16 protein-coding genes are annotated in these 15,583 nt (G+C 62.4%); 13 read left to right on the forward strand and 3 right to left on the reverse strand.

What is annotated here, in order from left to right; translation table 11 throughout:
* Positions 1–69 precede the first annotated feature (69 nt).
* The 3 genes from htpG to AC8GDA_RS04180 are packed head-to-tail and all read left to right on the forward strand — an operon-like array spanning position 70 to position 2,832.
* Positions 70–2,061: a molecular chaperone HtpG gene (htpG, locus tag AC8GDA_RS04170; protein WP_506557048.1), complete on the forward strand. Its 1,992-nt coding sequence runs from the start codon at positions 70–72 to the stop codon at positions 2,059–2,061.
* Positions 2,062–2,103: 42 nt separating this feature from the next.
* On the forward strand, positions 2,104–2,475 hold the full coding sequence (locus AC8GDA_RS04175; RefSeq protein WP_506557049.1) for a c-type cytochrome: 372 nt from the start codon (positions 2,104–2,106) through the stop codon (positions 2,473–2,475).
* A gap of 18 nt (positions 2,476–2,493) precedes the next feature.
* Positions 2,494–2,832, forward strand: coding sequence for a c-type cytochrome (locus AC8GDA_RS04180; RefSeq protein WP_506557050.1), 339 nt, complete (start codon positions 2,494–2,496; stop codon positions 2,830–2,832).
* Here AC8GDA_RS04180 and moaA read toward each other — a convergent pair.
* The gene (gene moaA, locus AC8GDA_RS04185; RefSeq protein ID WP_506557051.1) at positions 2,829–3,947 is read right to left on the reverse strand and encodes a GTP 3',8-cyclase MoaA; all 1,119 of its coding nucleotides are present in this window, start codon (positions 3,945–3,947) and stop codon (positions 2,829–2,831) included. The two genes, AC8GDA_RS04180 and moaA, sit on opposite strands and share 4 nt — an antisense overlap.
* 9 nt (positions 3,948–3,956) lie before the next feature.
* Entirely contained in the window at positions 3,957–6,620 is a 2,664-nt protein-coding gene (locus tag AC8GDA_RS04190) for an Rne/Rng family ribonuclease (RefSeq protein WP_506557052.1), read from the reverse strand.
* Between the two features lie 313 nt (positions 6,621–6,933).
* On the opposite strand from AC8GDA_RS04190, the gene AC8GDA_RS04195 reads away from it, so the two are divergent.
* Both AC8GDA_RS04195 and AC8GDA_RS04200 read left to right on the forward strand, forming a co-directional pair.
* On the forward strand, positions 6,934–7,968 hold the full coding sequence (locus AC8GDA_RS04195) for an RluA family pseudouridine synthase (RefSeq protein WP_506557053.1): 1,035 nt from the start codon (positions 6,934–6,936) through the stop codon (positions 7,966–7,968).
* The gene (locus AC8GDA_RS04200) at positions 7,965–8,945 is read left to right on the forward strand and encodes a S49 family peptidase (RefSeq protein WP_506557054.1); all 981 of its coding nucleotides are present in this window, start codon (positions 7,965–7,967) and stop codon (positions 8,943–8,945) included. Before AC8GDA_RS04195 ends, AC8GDA_RS04200 begins: the two co-directional genes overlap by 4 nt.
* Here the strand turns inward: AC8GDA_RS04200 and AC8GDA_RS04205 are convergent.
* Positions 8,905–9,498, reverse strand: coding sequence for a Maf family protein (locus AC8GDA_RS04205; protein ID WP_506557055.1), 594 nt, complete (start codon positions 9,496–9,498; stop codon positions 8,905–8,907). The genes AC8GDA_RS04200 and AC8GDA_RS04205 overlap by 41 nt on opposite strands.
* Before the next feature lie 21 nt (positions 9,499–9,519).
* On the opposite strand from AC8GDA_RS04205, the gene AC8GDA_RS04210 reads away from it, so the two are divergent.
* The 8 genes from AC8GDA_RS04210 to fabF all read left to right on the forward strand — a co-directional run bounded on the left by AC8GDA_RS04210 (position 9,520) and on the right by fabF (position 15,583).
* A complete protein-coding gene (locus AC8GDA_RS04210; protein ID WP_506557056.1) occupies positions 9,520–10,035 on the forward strand; it encodes a YceD family protein in 516 nt (171 codons plus the stop codon).
* A gap of 50 nt (positions 10,036–10,085) precedes the next feature.
* Positions 10,086–10,271 carry a 50S ribosomal protein L32 gene (rpmF, locus tag AC8GDA_RS04215; RefSeq protein WP_506557057.1) on the forward strand — a complete coding sequence of 62 codons (186 nt, stop codon included), beginning with the start codon at positions 10,086–10,088 and terminating at the stop codon, positions 10,269–10,271.
* A gap of 77 nt (positions 10,272–10,348) precedes the next feature.
* Positions 10,349–11,332, forward strand: coding sequence for a phosphate acyltransferase PlsX (plsX, locus tag AC8GDA_RS04220; protein ID WP_506557192.1), 984 nt, complete (start codon positions 10,349–10,351; stop codon positions 11,330–11,332).
* A 7-nt stretch (positions 11,333–11,339) separates the two neighbouring features.
* Positions 11,340–12,350, forward strand: a complete 1,011-nt coding sequence (locus AC8GDA_RS04225; protein WP_506557058.1) for a beta-ketoacyl-ACP synthase III — start codon at positions 11,340–11,342, stop codon at positions 12,348–12,350.
* Positions 12,351–12,361: 11 nt separating this feature from the next.
* The gene (fabD, locus tag AC8GDA_RS04230) at positions 12,362–13,300 is read left to right on the forward strand and encodes an ACP S-malonyltransferase (RefSeq protein ID WP_506557059.1); all 939 of its coding nucleotides are present in this window, start codon (positions 12,362–12,364) and stop codon (positions 13,298–13,300) included.
* On the forward strand, positions 13,297–14,031 hold the full coding sequence (gene fabG, locus AC8GDA_RS04235; protein ID WP_506557060.1) for a 3-oxoacyl-ACP reductase FabG: 735 nt from the start codon (positions 13,297–13,299) through the stop codon (positions 14,029–14,031). Before fabD ends, fabG begins: the two co-directional genes overlap by 4 nt.
* Before the next feature lie 49 nt (positions 14,032–14,080).
* Positions 14,081–14,320, forward strand: a complete 240-nt coding sequence (acpP, locus tag AC8GDA_RS04240; protein ID WP_506557061.1) for an acyl carrier protein — start codon at positions 14,081–14,083, stop codon at positions 14,318–14,320.
* Between the two features lie 15 nt (positions 14,321–14,335).
* Entirely contained in the window at positions 14,336–15,583 is a 1,248-nt protein-coding gene (gene fabF, locus AC8GDA_RS04245) for a beta-ketoacyl-ACP synthase II (protein ID WP_506557062.1), read from the forward strand.

Consider the following 15,583-nt stretch of genomic DNA (forward strand, 5'->3'; position numbering starts at 1 on the left):
AGGTGGGGTGGCGTCCCCACCTCTCCCTGAACATAGGCCCAACCCTCTTCTTCACGGAGACCACGATTCATGTCCAAAGAGACGCTCTCATTCCAGACCGAGGTCAAGCAACTGCTGCACCTCATGATTCACTCGCTCTACAGCAACCGCGACATCTTCCTGCGCGAACTGGTCTCGAATGCCTCGGATGCCTGCGACAAGCTACGACTGGAGGCCCTGGCCGACGACAAGCTCTTTGAGGGTGATCCGGACCTTCGCATCCGTGTGGGCTTTGATGCCAAGGCCCGAACCATCACGATCTCAGACAATGGGGTGGGCATGAGCCGAGAGGAGGTGATCGCCAACCTGGGCACCATCGCCCGCTCTGGCACCAAGGAGTTCTTTGGCCGGCTGTCTGGGGACTCCGCCCGTGATTCCGCACTCATTGGTCAATTCGGCGTCGGCTTCTACTCGGCCTTCATCGTGGCAGACCATGTCACGGTCATCAGCCGCCGGGCGGGACTGCCCGCCAGCGATGCGGTTCGTTGGGAGTCTGAGGGCACTGGCGACTTCAGCATCGAGCCCGTTGAACGGGCCGAGCGGGGCACCGAGATCATCCTTCACCTTCGAGAGGCTGAAGGGGAGGGCGAAGACAAGAAAAGCCACGACGACCTACTCTCCCACTGGTCTATCAAGGAGATTCTCAAGCGCTACTCCGATCACATTGGCATCCCAATTCAGATGAAGAAGCGCGAGTGGGATGAAAAGAAGTCTGAGTATGTCGAGCATGAGGACTGGGAGACGGTGAACCAGGCCTCCGCCCTCTGGACCAGGTCCAAGGCTGAGATCACCGATGAACAGTACAAGGAGTTCTACAAGGGCATTGCCCACGGCATGGACGACCCCCTGGCCTATACCCACAATCGTGTGGAAGGCCGAACCGAGTACACACAGCTGCTCTTCATTCCCGGCAAGGCACCCTTCGACCTCTACGACCGTCAGCAGCGGCATGGGCTCAAGCTCTACATCAAGCGGGTCTTCATCATGGAAGACGCCGAGCAGCTCCTGCCAAATTATTTGCGCTTTGTGCGCGGTGTGGTGGACTCCGCCGACCTGCCACTCAATGTCTCGCGAGAGATTCTCCAAGAGAGCCGCGACATCAAGGCCATTCGTGAGGGCTGCGCCAAACGAATTCTTGGCCTGCTGGAGGACATGGCCGAGAACAAGCCCGAGGACTACAAGACCTTCTGGACCGAGTTTGGCCAGTGCCTGAAGGAGGGCTTTGGCGAAGACTTCTCAAACAAGGATCGCCTTGCTGGGCTCATGCGCTTCGTGAGCACAGCCAGTGAGGCCGACGAGCCCGATGTGTCCTTGAAGGACTACATTGGCCGCATGAAAGAGGGGCAGGAGAAGATCTACGTGATCACGGCCGACAACCTCTCGGCTGCACGTTCCAGCCCACACATCGAGATTTTTAAGAAGAAGGGCATCGAGGTCTTGCTGCTGACCGACCGGATCGACGAATGGGTCTTGAACTTTCTCAATGAGTTCGACGGAAAGCACCTGCAGTCTGTGGCCAAGGGTGAACTCGACCTCGGCAAGCTCAAGGACAAGACCGACGACACGCCAAAGGACGAAGAGAAGAAGGCCAAGCCAGTCATCGAAAAGGCCCAAAAGATTCTTGGCGAGAAGGTCAAGGAGGTTCGACTCACGCAACGCCTCACCGACTCCGCCTGCTGCCTGGTCTCGGATGCGCAGGACGTCAGCGGCCACCTTGAACGCATCCTGAAGGCCACGGGCCAGAAGGCTCCAGAGCGCAAGCCCATACTGGAACTCAATCCCAATCACCCATTGGTCCAGGCGCTGGTGGCCGAGTCCGATCAGTCCGGTGGGCAAATCCTGGGGGCCGACGGCAGCCAGGTCTCAGAGGGCATTTCGGACACCCTTCGAGATCTTGTGTGGCTGTTGTTTGACCAGGCATTGCTCGCCGAGGGGGGCCAGCCGGAAGACCCCGCAGGCTTTGTGCGCCGGCTCAATGGCTTTCTCCTCAAAGGGCTTGGACACCCGCCGACAGCCTCCTAACGATGCTAAACTTCAGCGGTTTGTGATTTGGGGGAAATAACAATGTTTCAAGCGTCGTTTGGTCGGTTGTGTGCGGGTGCATCACTCGCAGTGGGGATGGTCGGCCTGCTCATGGCCGCCCAGCCCGTCATGGCGCAGGCGCCAGCAGGAGGCCTCAAGGGCGATCCTGCAACTGGCGCGCGGAAGAATTCCATGTGCATCGGCTGCCATAGCATTCCAGAGTACAAAACGGCCTTCCCAGTCCTGTATCGAGTTCCCAAGATTGCAGGCCAGAATGAGGCCTACCTGGTGTCATCTCTTCAGGCCTACAAGAGTGGCGATCGCAGCCATCCCAGCATGAAGGCCATCAGCGCGTCGTTAACCGATCAAGATATGGCAGACCTGGCGGCCTTTTATGCCCGCCTGTCTCGTTAAGCAAGGCAAGGACACCACATGAAGACATCTGTTTTTTTGAAATCAGCGGCGGCCTTGCTGGCTGCTGGCTGGGTCTCGGCCCAGGCGGGCAACATCGCGCTTGGCAAGGTGAAGGCTGACCAGGCCTGTGCGGCCTGCCATGGCGCCGATGGCGTGAAGTCCATCGATGGAAGCTATCCCATACTCGCAGGCCAGTACGAAGATTTCCTGGCCAAGGCGCTTACCGACTACAAGACCGGCAGTCGCAAGAATGCAATCATGTCGGGCATGGCCGCAGCACTCACCAAAGAAGAAATCGCAGATTTGGCTGCCTATTACAGTTCACTTCCCGGCCCCCTGACCTTCATCAAGCGCTAGCCGCCGATGTAACTCATCTCCACCTTGGGGCCCTCTGGGCCCTTTTTCATTTGTGCGCGCAATTCGGAATAACGGTCTGCGCGACGGGCCCAGATCTGGGCAATCGCCCTGAGCAGGCGTTGGTCGTCTGATTCCTGTCTCACAAGGCCACGGAGATCGGACCCTTGCGAGGCAAAGAGGCAGGTGTAGAGGCCGCCCTCCGCCGAGATGCGTGCCCGAGAGCAGGCCCCGCAGAATGGCTCGGTCACCGAGGAGATCAGGCCGATTTCACCCTTGCCGTCGAGGTAACGCCAGCGGTCCGACACCTCGCTGGGGGTGCCACGGCCAACCCTCTCCAAGGGGAACTGGGCGTGAATGCACGAGATGATGTCTTGCGATGACACGACCTGGTCGAGTTTCCAGCCATTGGAGCTTCCGACATCCATGAATTCGATGAATCGGAGGGTGGCGCCCATGTCGCGGAACTGCTCGGCCATGGGGAGGACCTGCGACTCGTTCACACCCCGCTGCACGACCATGTTGGCCTTGACCCGCAGCCCTGCCTCCTGTGCCCGACGCATGCCCGAGATCACATCCTGGGGACCTGCCTCTGAGATGTCTGCCATCTGTTGGAAGATGTCTGGGTCGAGCGCGTCCAGGCTCACAGTGACCCGATGCAGCCCCGCATCGGCCAAGGCCTTGGCTTTTTGGCCCAGCAGCAGGCCATTGGTGGTGAGCGCGAGTTCCACCGGCTGGCCTTCGAGCGTTCGGAGCTTGGCGAGCATGGCCACCAGGCGCTCGAGGTCTTTTCGGAGCAGCGGCTCCCCACCGGTGATGCGGATCTTTTGGACGCCCAGGGCCACGAACGCCCTGGCCAGGCGCTCAATCTCCTCGAATCCGAGCAGTTCCTGCCGCGAGAGATAGACGTAGTCTTTGTTGAAAATCTCCCGAGGCATGCAGTATCCGCATCGCATGTTGCATTGGTCAATGACCGAGATGCGCAGGTCTTGCAGGCCCCTGCCCCTGGTGTCGAGCATGCGCCCATCGGGCTTAGACCAGCCTTCGTCCAGCAGAACGGGCCGAAGCCTGTGAAGGGCCTCGTCCGCGATCGGGATATAACGCTGGCTCTCTGACATCCTCGAAGATTAGCCTGCTGGCGGCTGCTCCGGTGAGCGGGTTTCCACCATGGTGAGTGGCTCCGCCTCGGATGCCACCACCGCCTTGCGGGGCTTTCGGCCCACCTGTGGGGGCGGCTCTGCGGCTAATTGCGTGGCTGCTGAGGGGTCTGCCACCGTCTGAACCCACTCGAGGCCTGCCTGGTTGAGTTCTGCCCTGAGCTGCTCCGGGTCTGGCAGCTTCACCACAGGCGTGGCGGGAGCAGGCGCAGGTGCGACGGGTGTCGCTGCAATGGTCGCTGCTGGTGCAGCAGGTGCTGGCATCGAGAAGACGGGTGCTGCCTCGGCTGGCCCGAGTGCGGCAGCCTGCCTTGGGAGATCAGGCTCGGCTGTGGGCGCCGGGACGCTGGTCTCGTCTGAGACGGGCGTTGCAGCGAACGCAGCACGCACAGGCGCTGGCGACGCATCGCCTGACGAGGATTCCTCGGCGTCTGCCGTGGTCAGGACCTGGCCGTTCTGGCCCTCGTCGCCCGATGTGCCATCCTCGCGTCGGCCGCTGCGCCGACGTCTGCGACGCGGGCGACCATCCTCCCTCAGGTCTGAGTCTGGACTGCCGGAGCCATCTGGTGCGCCCGACATCTCTGGAAGCGACTGCTGGTCTGAGCCCTCTGGCCGGGGCTCCCGGGGCTTACGACCCTCGCGGTTCCGCGGCTCCCTGGGCTCACGAGGCTCTTTGGCTTCCCGCGGTTCTTTGGGCTCGCGGGCTTCCTTGGCCTCGCGAGGCTCTCGGCCTTCGCGATCTGGCCTGTTGTCGCGGCCGCGGGCGGGGCGGTCGGGCCGCTCACCTTTGGCATCACCGCGCTCTGCATTGCGGTCGCCGTTGCGGCCTTGGCCGCGGCGTCCGTTGCCACGACCGGCATCTTGACCACGGCCTCGAGCATCGCGACCTGATCGGCCCTCGGGCTTGCGTCGGTCTGCGGAGGTGGGGCGGTCATTGTCGGCCGGCCCTGTAAAGAAGGACATGAGCCGACTCCAGATCGATGGGCTCTCTGCCACTGCGGATGCACGAACCGAGACGGGTGCCGGCGAACTGGGTGTGATGCCCTTGACCACGGCCTCCTGCCGAGGCTTGCCTGCAGCCTCTTCCTTGGCGAGTTGGTAGGGGGAGTCGGTGGAGGGCTGATCGGCCATGGCATAGCTGGCCTTGACGTCCTCTAGACGAGGATCGTCATGCCGCAGTCGCTCGATGGAATAGTTCGGCGTCTCCAAGAACTTGTTGGGAATCAGAACAATCGTGACCTTCAGCCGCGCCTCGAGCTTGGCGATGTCTGTACGTTTCTCATTAAGAAGGAAGCTCGCCACCTCCACAGGCACCTGGACATGAACAGAGGCGGTGTTGTCCTTCATGGCCTCCTCCTGAAGGATGCGCAGGATGTGGAGTGCACTGGAGTCGATGTCGCGGATGACGCCTGTGCCGTTGCACCGGGGGCAGGTGATGTGCGAGCCCTCGTTGAGGGCCGGCCGCAGGCGCTGCCGGGAGAGTTCCATCAGGCCGAATCGGGAGATCTTGCCCATCTGCACTCGGGCCCGGTCGTGGTGAAGCGCATCCCGCAGGCGCTGCTCGACATCGCGCTGGGCCCTGCTGGATTCCATGTCGATGAAGTCGATGACGATCAGGCCGCCAAGGTCTCGCAGACGCAGTTGCCGTCCGACCTCGTCGGCAGCCTCCAGGTTGGTGCGAAGGGCTGTCTCCTCGATGTCGGACCCGCGGGTGGACTTGGCGGAGTTGACGTCCACGGCCACCAATGCCTCTGTGTGGTCGATGACCAGTGCGCCGCCGGAGGGGAGTTGCACCGTGCGCGAGTAGGCCGTTTCAATCTGGTGTTCGATCTGAAAGCGCGAGAAGAGGGGCACGTCGTCCCGATAGCGCTTGACCCGCCCGGCCATATCCGGCATGACGTGCAGCATGAACTGGCGTGCCTGCTCGTAAATGTCGTCGGTGTCGATGAGGATCTCACCGATGTCCGGGTGGAAGTAGTCTCGAATGGCTCGAATGACGAGGCTGGATTCTTGGTAGATCAGGTAGGCGCCAGCCTGTAGGCTGCGGGCGTCGTCGACGGCCTTCCAGAGTTGCAGCAGGTAGTTCAAGTCCCACTGCAGTTCATCCACATTGCGGCCAATGCCTGCGGTGCGGGCAATCATGCTCATGCCGTTGGGCAGTTCGAGCTGATCCATGGCCTCTTTGAGTTCTTGGCGATCCTCACCCTCGATGCGGCGTGACACACCACCACCACGAGGGTTGTTGGGCATGAGCACGAGGTAGCGGCCAGCCAGGGACACGAAGGTCGTCAGGGCTGCGCCTTTGTTGCCGCGTTCTTCCTTCTCCACCTGAACCAGGAGTTCTGTGCCATCGGCAATGGCGTCTTGGATTCTGGCCTTCCCGGCATCGACCCCCGGCTTGAAGTACTCCCGGGCGATTTCCTTAAACGGTAGAAAGCCATGGCGGTCTTCGCCGTAGCTCACAAAGCAGGCCTCAAGGCTGGGCTCCACACGGGTCACGACACCCTTGTAGATGTTGCTCTTGCGTTGCTCGCGGCCCGCCACTTCGATGTCGAGGTCGACAAGCCGTTGGCCATCGACGATCGCCACGCGCAGTTCCTCTGCGTGCGTGGCGTTAAACAGCATGCGTTTCATTCAAACTTCTCCTTCGCGCACTAGGCGCAGCTGGAGCGTGTCTGACGATGTGGTGGCTCCGGACGAGCAGGGTCAGGCCCAGCGAATGGGCTGTGGATCAAGAAAGAGGGAAGGGTGAGCGTTTTCGAACGAGACTGGGCAGTGGGCCGGGCCTCGGAGGGATTCGTCACGGGAACATCCACGCGATTCATTGATTCTGCTGTGTTGTCTTTCGGGCCATGTCACACCCCCAGGGCGCTCCGTGGTCACTTACAATCTGGCACTTAGACACGTCGGATTCCGGAAATCTAAGGCTCAGGCTCAATACGAACCCATGGAGTATACCCCTTCTGGGCAGGTGCAACACCTGCCCATCGAGCCCGGCCAGGACGGTCAGAGAATCGATAACTTCTTGATTGGCCATCTGAAAGGTGTTCCAAAGACCCGCATCTATCGGATGCTGCGCGCCGGAGAGGTGCGGATGGATGGTCGTCGGGTCAAGGCCGACACCCGGTTGGTGGCAGGGCAGATGCTTCGCTTGCCACCGGTCCGGATGGCCTCGTTGGCAGCGCCGGATGCGGAGGCGACTTGGCAGTTGTCGGCCAAGGCACAGCGCGCCGTGTCACAAATTCAGGTGTTGTTGGAAACGCCAAGCCTGCTGGCGATCGACAAGCCCGCCGGGCTGGCCGTGCACGGTGGCAGCGGCGTCTCTTTGGGGGTGATCGAGGCGCTTCGAGAGGTACGACCAGCCGAGTCGCTTGAACTCGTTCATCGGCTCGACCGTGACACCTCTGGCCTTCTGCTGCTGGCCAAGTCTCGCCCCGCGCTGCTTGACCTCCATCGGCAGTTACGAGATGGTCATATGCGCAAGCGCTACCTTGCGGTCGTGGCGGGCACCTGGCCGCAAGGCAAGGATGGGCCCACCAGCCTGATCAAGGCCCCGCTGCGCAAGCGTGTCGGTGGCAATGGTGAGCGCATGGTGTCTGTCTCTGCCGATGGGCAGGCGTCCATGACGCGGGTCCGCCGCCTGCTAGACGGCGACCTCCCTGGCTTTGGCCCCGTCACCCTGGTTCAGGCGGAGCCCCTGACCGGAAGAACCCATCAGATTCGTGTCCATCTTCAGCATGCGGGTTTCCCCATCGTGGGCGACCCAAAATATGGCTTGGCCACCGCCAACGCGGCCGCAGCGAAGGCCGGACTCAAGCGGCTCTTTTTGCACGCCTGGCGCCTTGCCTTTCACAGCCCAGGCCTCGGCGCAGAATCGAACCGTCAGGAGATCGTGGCGGAGCCCAACCGCACCCTGGTGTCGCAGCTTCGACAAATGGGCCTCGTGGTGCAACCAACGCAGACAAAGGATTCAGAGACATGAACGATCAAGACCAGGGCCGACAAGACGGTGCGCAGACAGACCGAACGGCCCAGACCGTGATGGAGCGTCTGCTTTTCGAGACCCTGCGCGAGCAGCGGGCGGCTCGCCGCTGGGCCATGGCCCGCCGCGCCACCACCCTGGTGCTCATCCTTGTATTGGCGAGTTTCATCGGGAGTCGCTGGGATGACGGCCCGGGCCCGATCGGACGCCATACGGCCCTGGTCTCGCTCTCTGGAGTGATTGAGGCCGATGGTGAGGTCGATGCGCTCTTGGTCAACGATGCACTTCGGGCGGCCTTTGAGTCACCGGATGCCGCGGGCGTGCTACTGCGCATGAATTCTCCAGGCGGCAGCCCTGTCCAGTCCGGGATCATCTACGACGAGATCCGTCGGCTCAAGGCGCTCTACCCCGACAAGCAGGTGGTGGCGGTGGTCGAGGATGTCTGCGCGTCCGGCGGCTATTACGTTGCGGCAGCGGCCGACTCCATTTATGTCAACCAGGCCAGCCTTGTGGGCTCGATTGGTGTTCGGCTCGATGGCTTTGGGCTGACCGAGGCCATTAGAAAAATGGGCATTGAGCGTCGGCTCTACACGGCGGGCTCCAACAAGGCCATGCTCGACCCATTCCTTCCCCAGGACCCGAAGCACCAGCGGGCCACCCAGCAGATGCTCGATGACGTTCACCAGCAGTTCATTTCCGCTGTGCAGGCCGGCCGAAAAGATCGGCTCAAGGCCGATCCGGACATCTTTAGTGGCATGGTCTACACGGGCACCCGAAGCATTGAACTGGGCCTGGCCGATGGCATTGGATCCGTGGCCTCGGTTGCCCGAGACATCTTTAAGGCCGAAGAGATCGTGGACTACAGTTTTGAGCCCTCCGTGGCCGAGCGGGTGGCCAAGCGATTCGGTGCCGCAGCCGGTGAGACCGTGATGCGCGCTATGCGCGCGGGTGGAGGGGGCTCAAGCCCAATCTGGTGAGGGCGGTTTGGCAGCTAATGAGTGGCAGCCCAATGAGGGCTGTGGGGTCAGCGCTGTCGATTCGTGCGACGAGCGCCAGGCCCAACCCCTCTGACTTCGCGGCGCCAGCGCAGTCGAGCGGCTGTTCGATCTCCACATAGCGGGCCAGCACCGCATCGGTGAGCACCGATGCCTCGCGCCAGCGCACCTGCGTGGTCACGGTGTCCTCCCACAAGACCGCTGGGCCGCGAGCAAAGCAGACCGCAGTAAAAAAGTCGGTGAGCTGGCCACGTTGATGCTGAAGCTGTGCCAGGGCGGCCTCGGCCGTGCCTGGCTTGCCGAGCCGCCGTGTTGCGCAAATGGCCACCTGGTCCGAGCCAATCACCACCGCATCGGGGAATCGCGCTGACACGGCCAGGGCCTTCTCCCGGGCCAGGCGCTTGGCCATGGCGTCCCCGGGCTCGCCGTCGTGCGCGACCTCTTCAACGCCTGGTGCAGCAACCTCGAACTGGACGCCCAAGCGGGCGAGCAGCGCTGCGCGGTATCGACTCGTGGAGGCGAGGATGATGGTCATGGCGGCATTATGATGGCCTTCATGCGACCCACGGCCACCCTCGACCCCAACGAACCGTTTCAACTCCATCTGTTTCGCGCACGCTTTCCTGGGGGGGCTGCCTTTGAGGGATGCTTCGGCGAGGCCGATTTGCCCCGGCTAAATGCGTCTGGCCTGCGGCTGGATGGCGAGATGCGCTGGTCGGTTCGCTTCTCTGATGACACCCTGGTGCTGTCCGTGTCGGCCACGGCCTTGGCCCCCTGTGGCCGTTGCCTTCAGCCGGTTCGTTTCCCGCTTCAGGCCGACAGGCGTTTCCTTTGTTTTGAGACCTCAGCCGAGGCCGATGAGGCGCTTGATGTGGAGGAGGACGCCCTCGAGACCCTCTCCAGCCAGGACGGCGCGAGCCTCGTCTCACTCTGCGAAGACGAGGTGCTCCTGGCCGTGGGCGAGACCCCCTTGCATCCGGACTGCTCCATGCTGCCCACGGGGCAAGATCCTGGCGACAGCGAGCGGCTTCGACCATTCGCCGGCCTTGAAAAACTCCTGCAAAGGAAGTAGGCCATTCGGGTATACTTGAGGGTTTTGAAGGCTCCCCCGGAGAGAGAACCATGGCCGTTCAACAGAATAAGAAGTCGCCCTCGAAGCGGGGTATGCATCGCGCGCACGACTTCCTGACCAACCCACCCGTGGCGGTTGAACCCACCACGGGCGAAGTGCATCGCCGGCATCACATCAGCCCATCGGGCTATTACCGAGGCAAGAAGGTCGTCAAGACATCGGTTGCTGAGGTTTAAACCCAAGGCGTCGGCTTAGGCCCCGTTTAGGCTTGTCCGTTCAGTCTCCCCCGGCCATTCGCGTGGCCATCGATGCCATGGGAGGGGACCATGGCCTGGTGGTCACCATCCCCGCTGCGGTCGAGTTCCTCGAACGCAACCCCGGCGCCAGCGTGCTGCTGGTCGGCCAGGCGCCTCGCATCGAGGCAGCCTTGGGCCAGCAGTCCGCCTTCCCCCGGCTTCAATCTCGTATTCAGATTCGCCACACCGATGAGGTGGTGGCCATGGATGATCCCCCCGCCGTGGCGCTCAAGGGTAAGCGTCGTTCATCGATGCGCCTCGCCCTCGAGGCGGTCTCCGACGGCGAGGCGCAGGCCGCCGTGAGCGCGGGCAACACGGGAGCGCTCATGGCCATCTCGCGCTACGTGCTCAAGACCCTCGAAGGCATCGATCGTCCGGCCATTGCCACCTCCCTGCCCAACCGAACGGGCGGCGCCACCCTCATGCTCGACCTCGGCGCCAATGTCGATTGTTCCCCCGAGCACCTGGTTCAGTTCGCCATGATGGGTGCGGCCCTCGTCACATCCCTGGGCGGCGAGTCACGCCCCTCGATTGGCCTGCTCAATGTGGGCGAGGAAATCATCAAGGGGAACGAGACGGTCAAGCAGGCGGGCGAGTTGCTTCGCGCCACGAGCCTGAATTTCGTGGGCAACGTGGAAGGCAACGATATTTTTAAAGGCACAGTGGATGTCATCGTCTGCGATGGCTTTGTGGGCAACGTGGCCCTCAAGACCTCCGAGGGCCTGGCCCAGATGATGGGAGGATTTCTCAAGAAGGAGTTCACCCAGAGCTGGTTCACGAGGCTGCTGGCGCTGGCCGCACGCCCCGTCCTCAAGCGCTTTGCAAGGCGGGTCGACCACCGACGCTACAACGGAGCGGCCCTCCTGGGCCTGCGAGGCATCGTCTTCAAGAGCCATGGTTCAGCCGACGCCTATGCCTTTCGGCACGCACTCGATCGGGCTGCAGAGGCGGCCAGCCACGGCCTGAATCAGCGCATTGCCCAGGCACTTCTCGCCGGCTGATCACCCAATGACAACCCCCATGCCTTATTCGCAGATCATCGGCTCAGGACAGGCCCTGCCGGGTGAGCCGGTCTCGAATGCTCAACTCGCCGACAGGCTCGCGGCTCGCGGCATTGAGACATCCGACCAGTGGATTCAAGAGCGCACGGGCATTGCCCAGCGTTACATCGCGCCAGATGGCGTTTTCTCGAGCGACCTTGCAGCCCAGGCGGCGCGCCAGGCCATGGTCGACGCAGGTGTTGCGCCCTCCGAGATCGACCTGCTCATCGTGGCAACCTCCACGCCCGACATGATCTTTCCGTCCACCGCCTGCCTGGTTCAGCAAAAGCTCGGCATCTCGCAGGGGATGGCGTTTGATGTGCAGGCGGTCTGCAGTGGGTTTGTCTACGCCCTGGCCACCGCCGACCTCTATATCCGGATGGGCAAGGCCAAGACGGCCTTGGTCATCGGCGCAGAGGTCTTTTCAAGAATTCTCGACTGGAACGACCGAGGCACCTGTGTGCTCTTTGGCGATGGTGCAGGGGCCATGCTTCTACGTGCTGGCGATACACCGGGGATCCTGGCCCACCGCCTACACGCCAAGGGGCAGCATGCCGACATTCTCCAAACGGCCGGCTCCATTCAGCACGGTGCGGCCATGGGCCACCCCTTCCTCACCATGGATGGCCAGGCAGTCTTCAAGCTGGCCGTCGAGGTCCTGGAGTCCTCGGCTCGAGAGGTCTTGGCCGATGCCAACATGACCGCGGATCAGGTCGATTGGCTCATTCCCCATCAGGCCAACATTCGAATTCTTCAGTTCACTGCGCGCCGAATGGGGCTTCCCTTCGAGCGGGTGATTGCCACCGTGGGCCGACACGCCAACACGTCGGCCGCATCTGTGCCCCTGGCCTTCGACACCGCGCGGCGAGATGGCCGCCTTCGCAAGGGCCAGACGGTGCTCATGCAGGGTGTGGGTGGCGGCTTTACGTGGGGGGCTGTGCTCGCCCGACTCACGCACGATTCAATGTCATCAGCGTAAGGAATTTTTGGATGTCCGCCTCAATCGCTTTTCTATTTCCAGGCCAAGGCTCCCAGACCGTGGGCATGCTCGGGGGCTTCTCTGATAATCGCACCGTTGCCTCGGTGATCGATACGGCCTCAGCCGCCCTGGGCGAGGACCTCGCTGCCATGGTGGCCAATGGCCCCGCAGAGTCACTCGGCCTGACCGTGAACACCCAGCCCGTGATGCTGGCCTGCAGCGTGGCCTTTTTTGAGGCCTATCGTGCGGCCGGGGGGCGGATGCCCACGCACGCGGCCGGCCACAGCCTTGGCGAGTACGCTGCGCTCACGGCTGCGGGCGTGTTCTCCTTGGCCGATGCGGTGCGAACGGTTCGATTTCGTGCCGAGCAGATGCAGGCGGCAGTGCCGGTGGGCACTGGCGGCATGGCCGCCATTCTCGGGCTGTCTGCATCCGAGGTCGATCAGCATTGCAGGGCACACAGCCGTGACGGTGCCATCGTGGAGGCGGTGAACTTCAACGCGCCCGATCAGACCGTTATCGCAGGCCACCTGCCTGCGGTCCAGGCCGCCTGCGATGCCTTGAAGGCGGCGGGGGCCAAGCGGGCCATCTTGCTTCCGGTGTCCGCACCCTTTCACGCCAGCCTTCTCGCGCCTGCGGCCCAGGCCCTGGAGCAGCGGCTCGCGGTGCTCTCGCTTGGCAGCCCTGTATTCACGGTGCTCCACAACGTCGATGTCCAGCCTCATGCAGCCGCCCAAGACATTCGGCAGGCCCTTGCGCTACAGGCCATGCGACCGGTTCGTTGGGTGGAGACCATCGAGGCCATGGTGGCCCAGGGTGTCCAGACCATGGTCGAGTGCGGCCCAGGCAAGGTGCTGTCGGGCCTGGTCAAGCGCATCGCCCCAGAGGTGCGCATGCTCAACATCCTGGATCAGGCCAGCCTTGAACAGACTCTGGAGGCCACAGCATGACGCGAGTTGCATTGGTGACCGGCGCGAGCCGGGGAATTGGTCAGGCCATTGCAGAGGGCCTGGCCCAGTCGGGCCACATTGTGGTGGGGACTGCCACCACCGATGATGGTGCGAAGGCCATCTCGGCGCAGGCGCTGGCCAAAGGGCTCACCATCCATGGTGAGCGGCTGCAGGTCAACGAGCCTGGTGCGATTGAGGCCATCGTGGCCAAGGTGTCGGCCGACCATGGCAGCCTCGACATCCTTGTGAACAATGCCGGCATCACGCGCGACAACCTCGCCATGCGCATGAAGGATGAGGAGTGGGACGCGGTCATCGAGACCAACCTCAGCAGTGTCTTTAAGCTTTGCCGAGCGGTGCTTCGGCCCATGATGAAGGCGCGTTGGGGCCGCATCATCAACATCACCTCGGTCGTGGGTGAGATCGGGAACGCTGGTCAGGCCAATTACGCTGCGGCCAAGGCTGGGGTGGCTGGGATGACGAGGGCCTTGGCCCGAGAGGTGGGCAGTCGAGGCATCACCGTCAATGCGGTGGCGCCGGGGTTCATCGACACGGACATGACCCGAGGGTTGTCCCCAGAGCAGGTGGCCGCGCTCACCGCCCAGATCCCGCTCCAACGTCTCGGAAATGTCATCGATATTTCGTCTTCTGTCGTCTTTTTGGCTTCAGAGGGCGCTGGCTACATTACCGGCGAGACACTCAGCGTCAACGGTGGCATGGCCATGTCCTGATACAATCTCGACGCTGTACACCCCTTGGTTCACCACAGGAAAGAAGATCATGGAAGACATCGAGAAGCGCGTCAAAGCAATCGTCTCGGAGCAGTTGGGCGTCAAGCTTGAAGACATCAAGACCGAGTCCAAATTCGTCGACGACCTTGGGGCCGATTCCCTCGACACCGTTGAGCTGGTGATGGCGCTGGAAGATGCGTTCGAGTGTGAGATTCCCGACGAAGAGGCCGAGAAGATCACCACCGTTCAGCAGGCCATCGACTACATCAACAACAACCTCAAGAAGTAGGTTCGTCCCCCCGCCGTGTCGTCTCCTCATTCGCAACGGCGCCGGGTGGTGGTTACCGGCCTCGGTTGCGTCTCTCCTGTTGGCAATTCCGTCGCCGAGGCCTGGCAGTCACTCATGTCGGGGCGGACTGGCATTGCCAACATCACGCGCTTCGATGCCTCGGGCCTCTCGGTCCACTTCGCGGGGGAAGTCAAGGGCTTCAACATCGAGAACTATGTGGCAGCCAAAGAGGCTCGTCACATGGATGTCTTCATCCATTACGGCATTGCGGCGGGCCTTCAGGCCCTCGATGACTCCGGCCTAGAGGTCACAGAGGCAAACGCAGAGCGCCTTGGCGTGATGGTGGGTTCGGGAATCGGTGGCCTTCCGATGATCGAAGACACTCACACGGAATACACCAACCGCGGGGCCCGGCGCATCTCGCCATTTTTTGTGCCCGGCTCGATCATCAACATGATCTCGGGCCACATCAGCATTCTTCGGGGGCTCAAGGGCCCCAATTTGGCGGCCGTGACGGCCTGCACCACGGGGTTGCACAGCCTTGGGCTGGCCGCTCGCCTGATTCAATATGGTGATGCCGATGTCATGGTGGCGGGTGGGGCTGAGTCCACCATCTCGCCGCTGGGTGTCGGCGGGTTTGCTGCGGCCAGGGCACTCTCAACCCGCAATGACGACCCCGCCACGGCGTCTCGCCCTTGGGACAAGGGCCGAGATGGCTTTGTGCTCGGGGAGGGTGCCGGGGTCATGGTGCTTGAGGAATACGAGCATGCCAAGGCTCGAGGTGCCAAGATCTACGCAGAGCTCTCTGGTGTTGGCTTCTCGGGCGATGCCTTTCATATGACTGCACCCAACATGGACGGCCCCCGACGCTGCATGCTGGCGGCCCTTCGAGATGCCGGTGTGAACCCCGATGCCGTGGAATACATCAACGCGCACGGGACCTCGACGCCGCTGGGAGACAAGAACGAGACAGATGCCATCAAGGCCGCCTTTGGCGCCCACGCGGGCCGGCTGGTGGTCAACTCCACCAAATCCATGACGGGCCACCTGTTGGGCGGGGCGGGTGGTGTGGAGGCCGTCTTCACCGTCTTGGCCATTCACCATCAGGCCAGCCCCCCCACCATTAACATTTTTGAACAGGACCCAGAGTGCGATCTCGACTACTGCGCAAACCATGGCCGTGACATGGCCATTGGCGTGGCGGTGAAGAATAATTTTGGGTTTGGCGGCACCAACGGCACACTGGTCTTTGCGCGGGTCTGA

The organism is Hahnella aquatica (SeqCode) (genome assembly GCF_965194505.1).
Lineage (GTDB): Bacteria > Pseudomonadota > Gammaproteobacteria > Burkholderiales > Burkholderiaceae_A > Hahnella > Hahnella aquatica.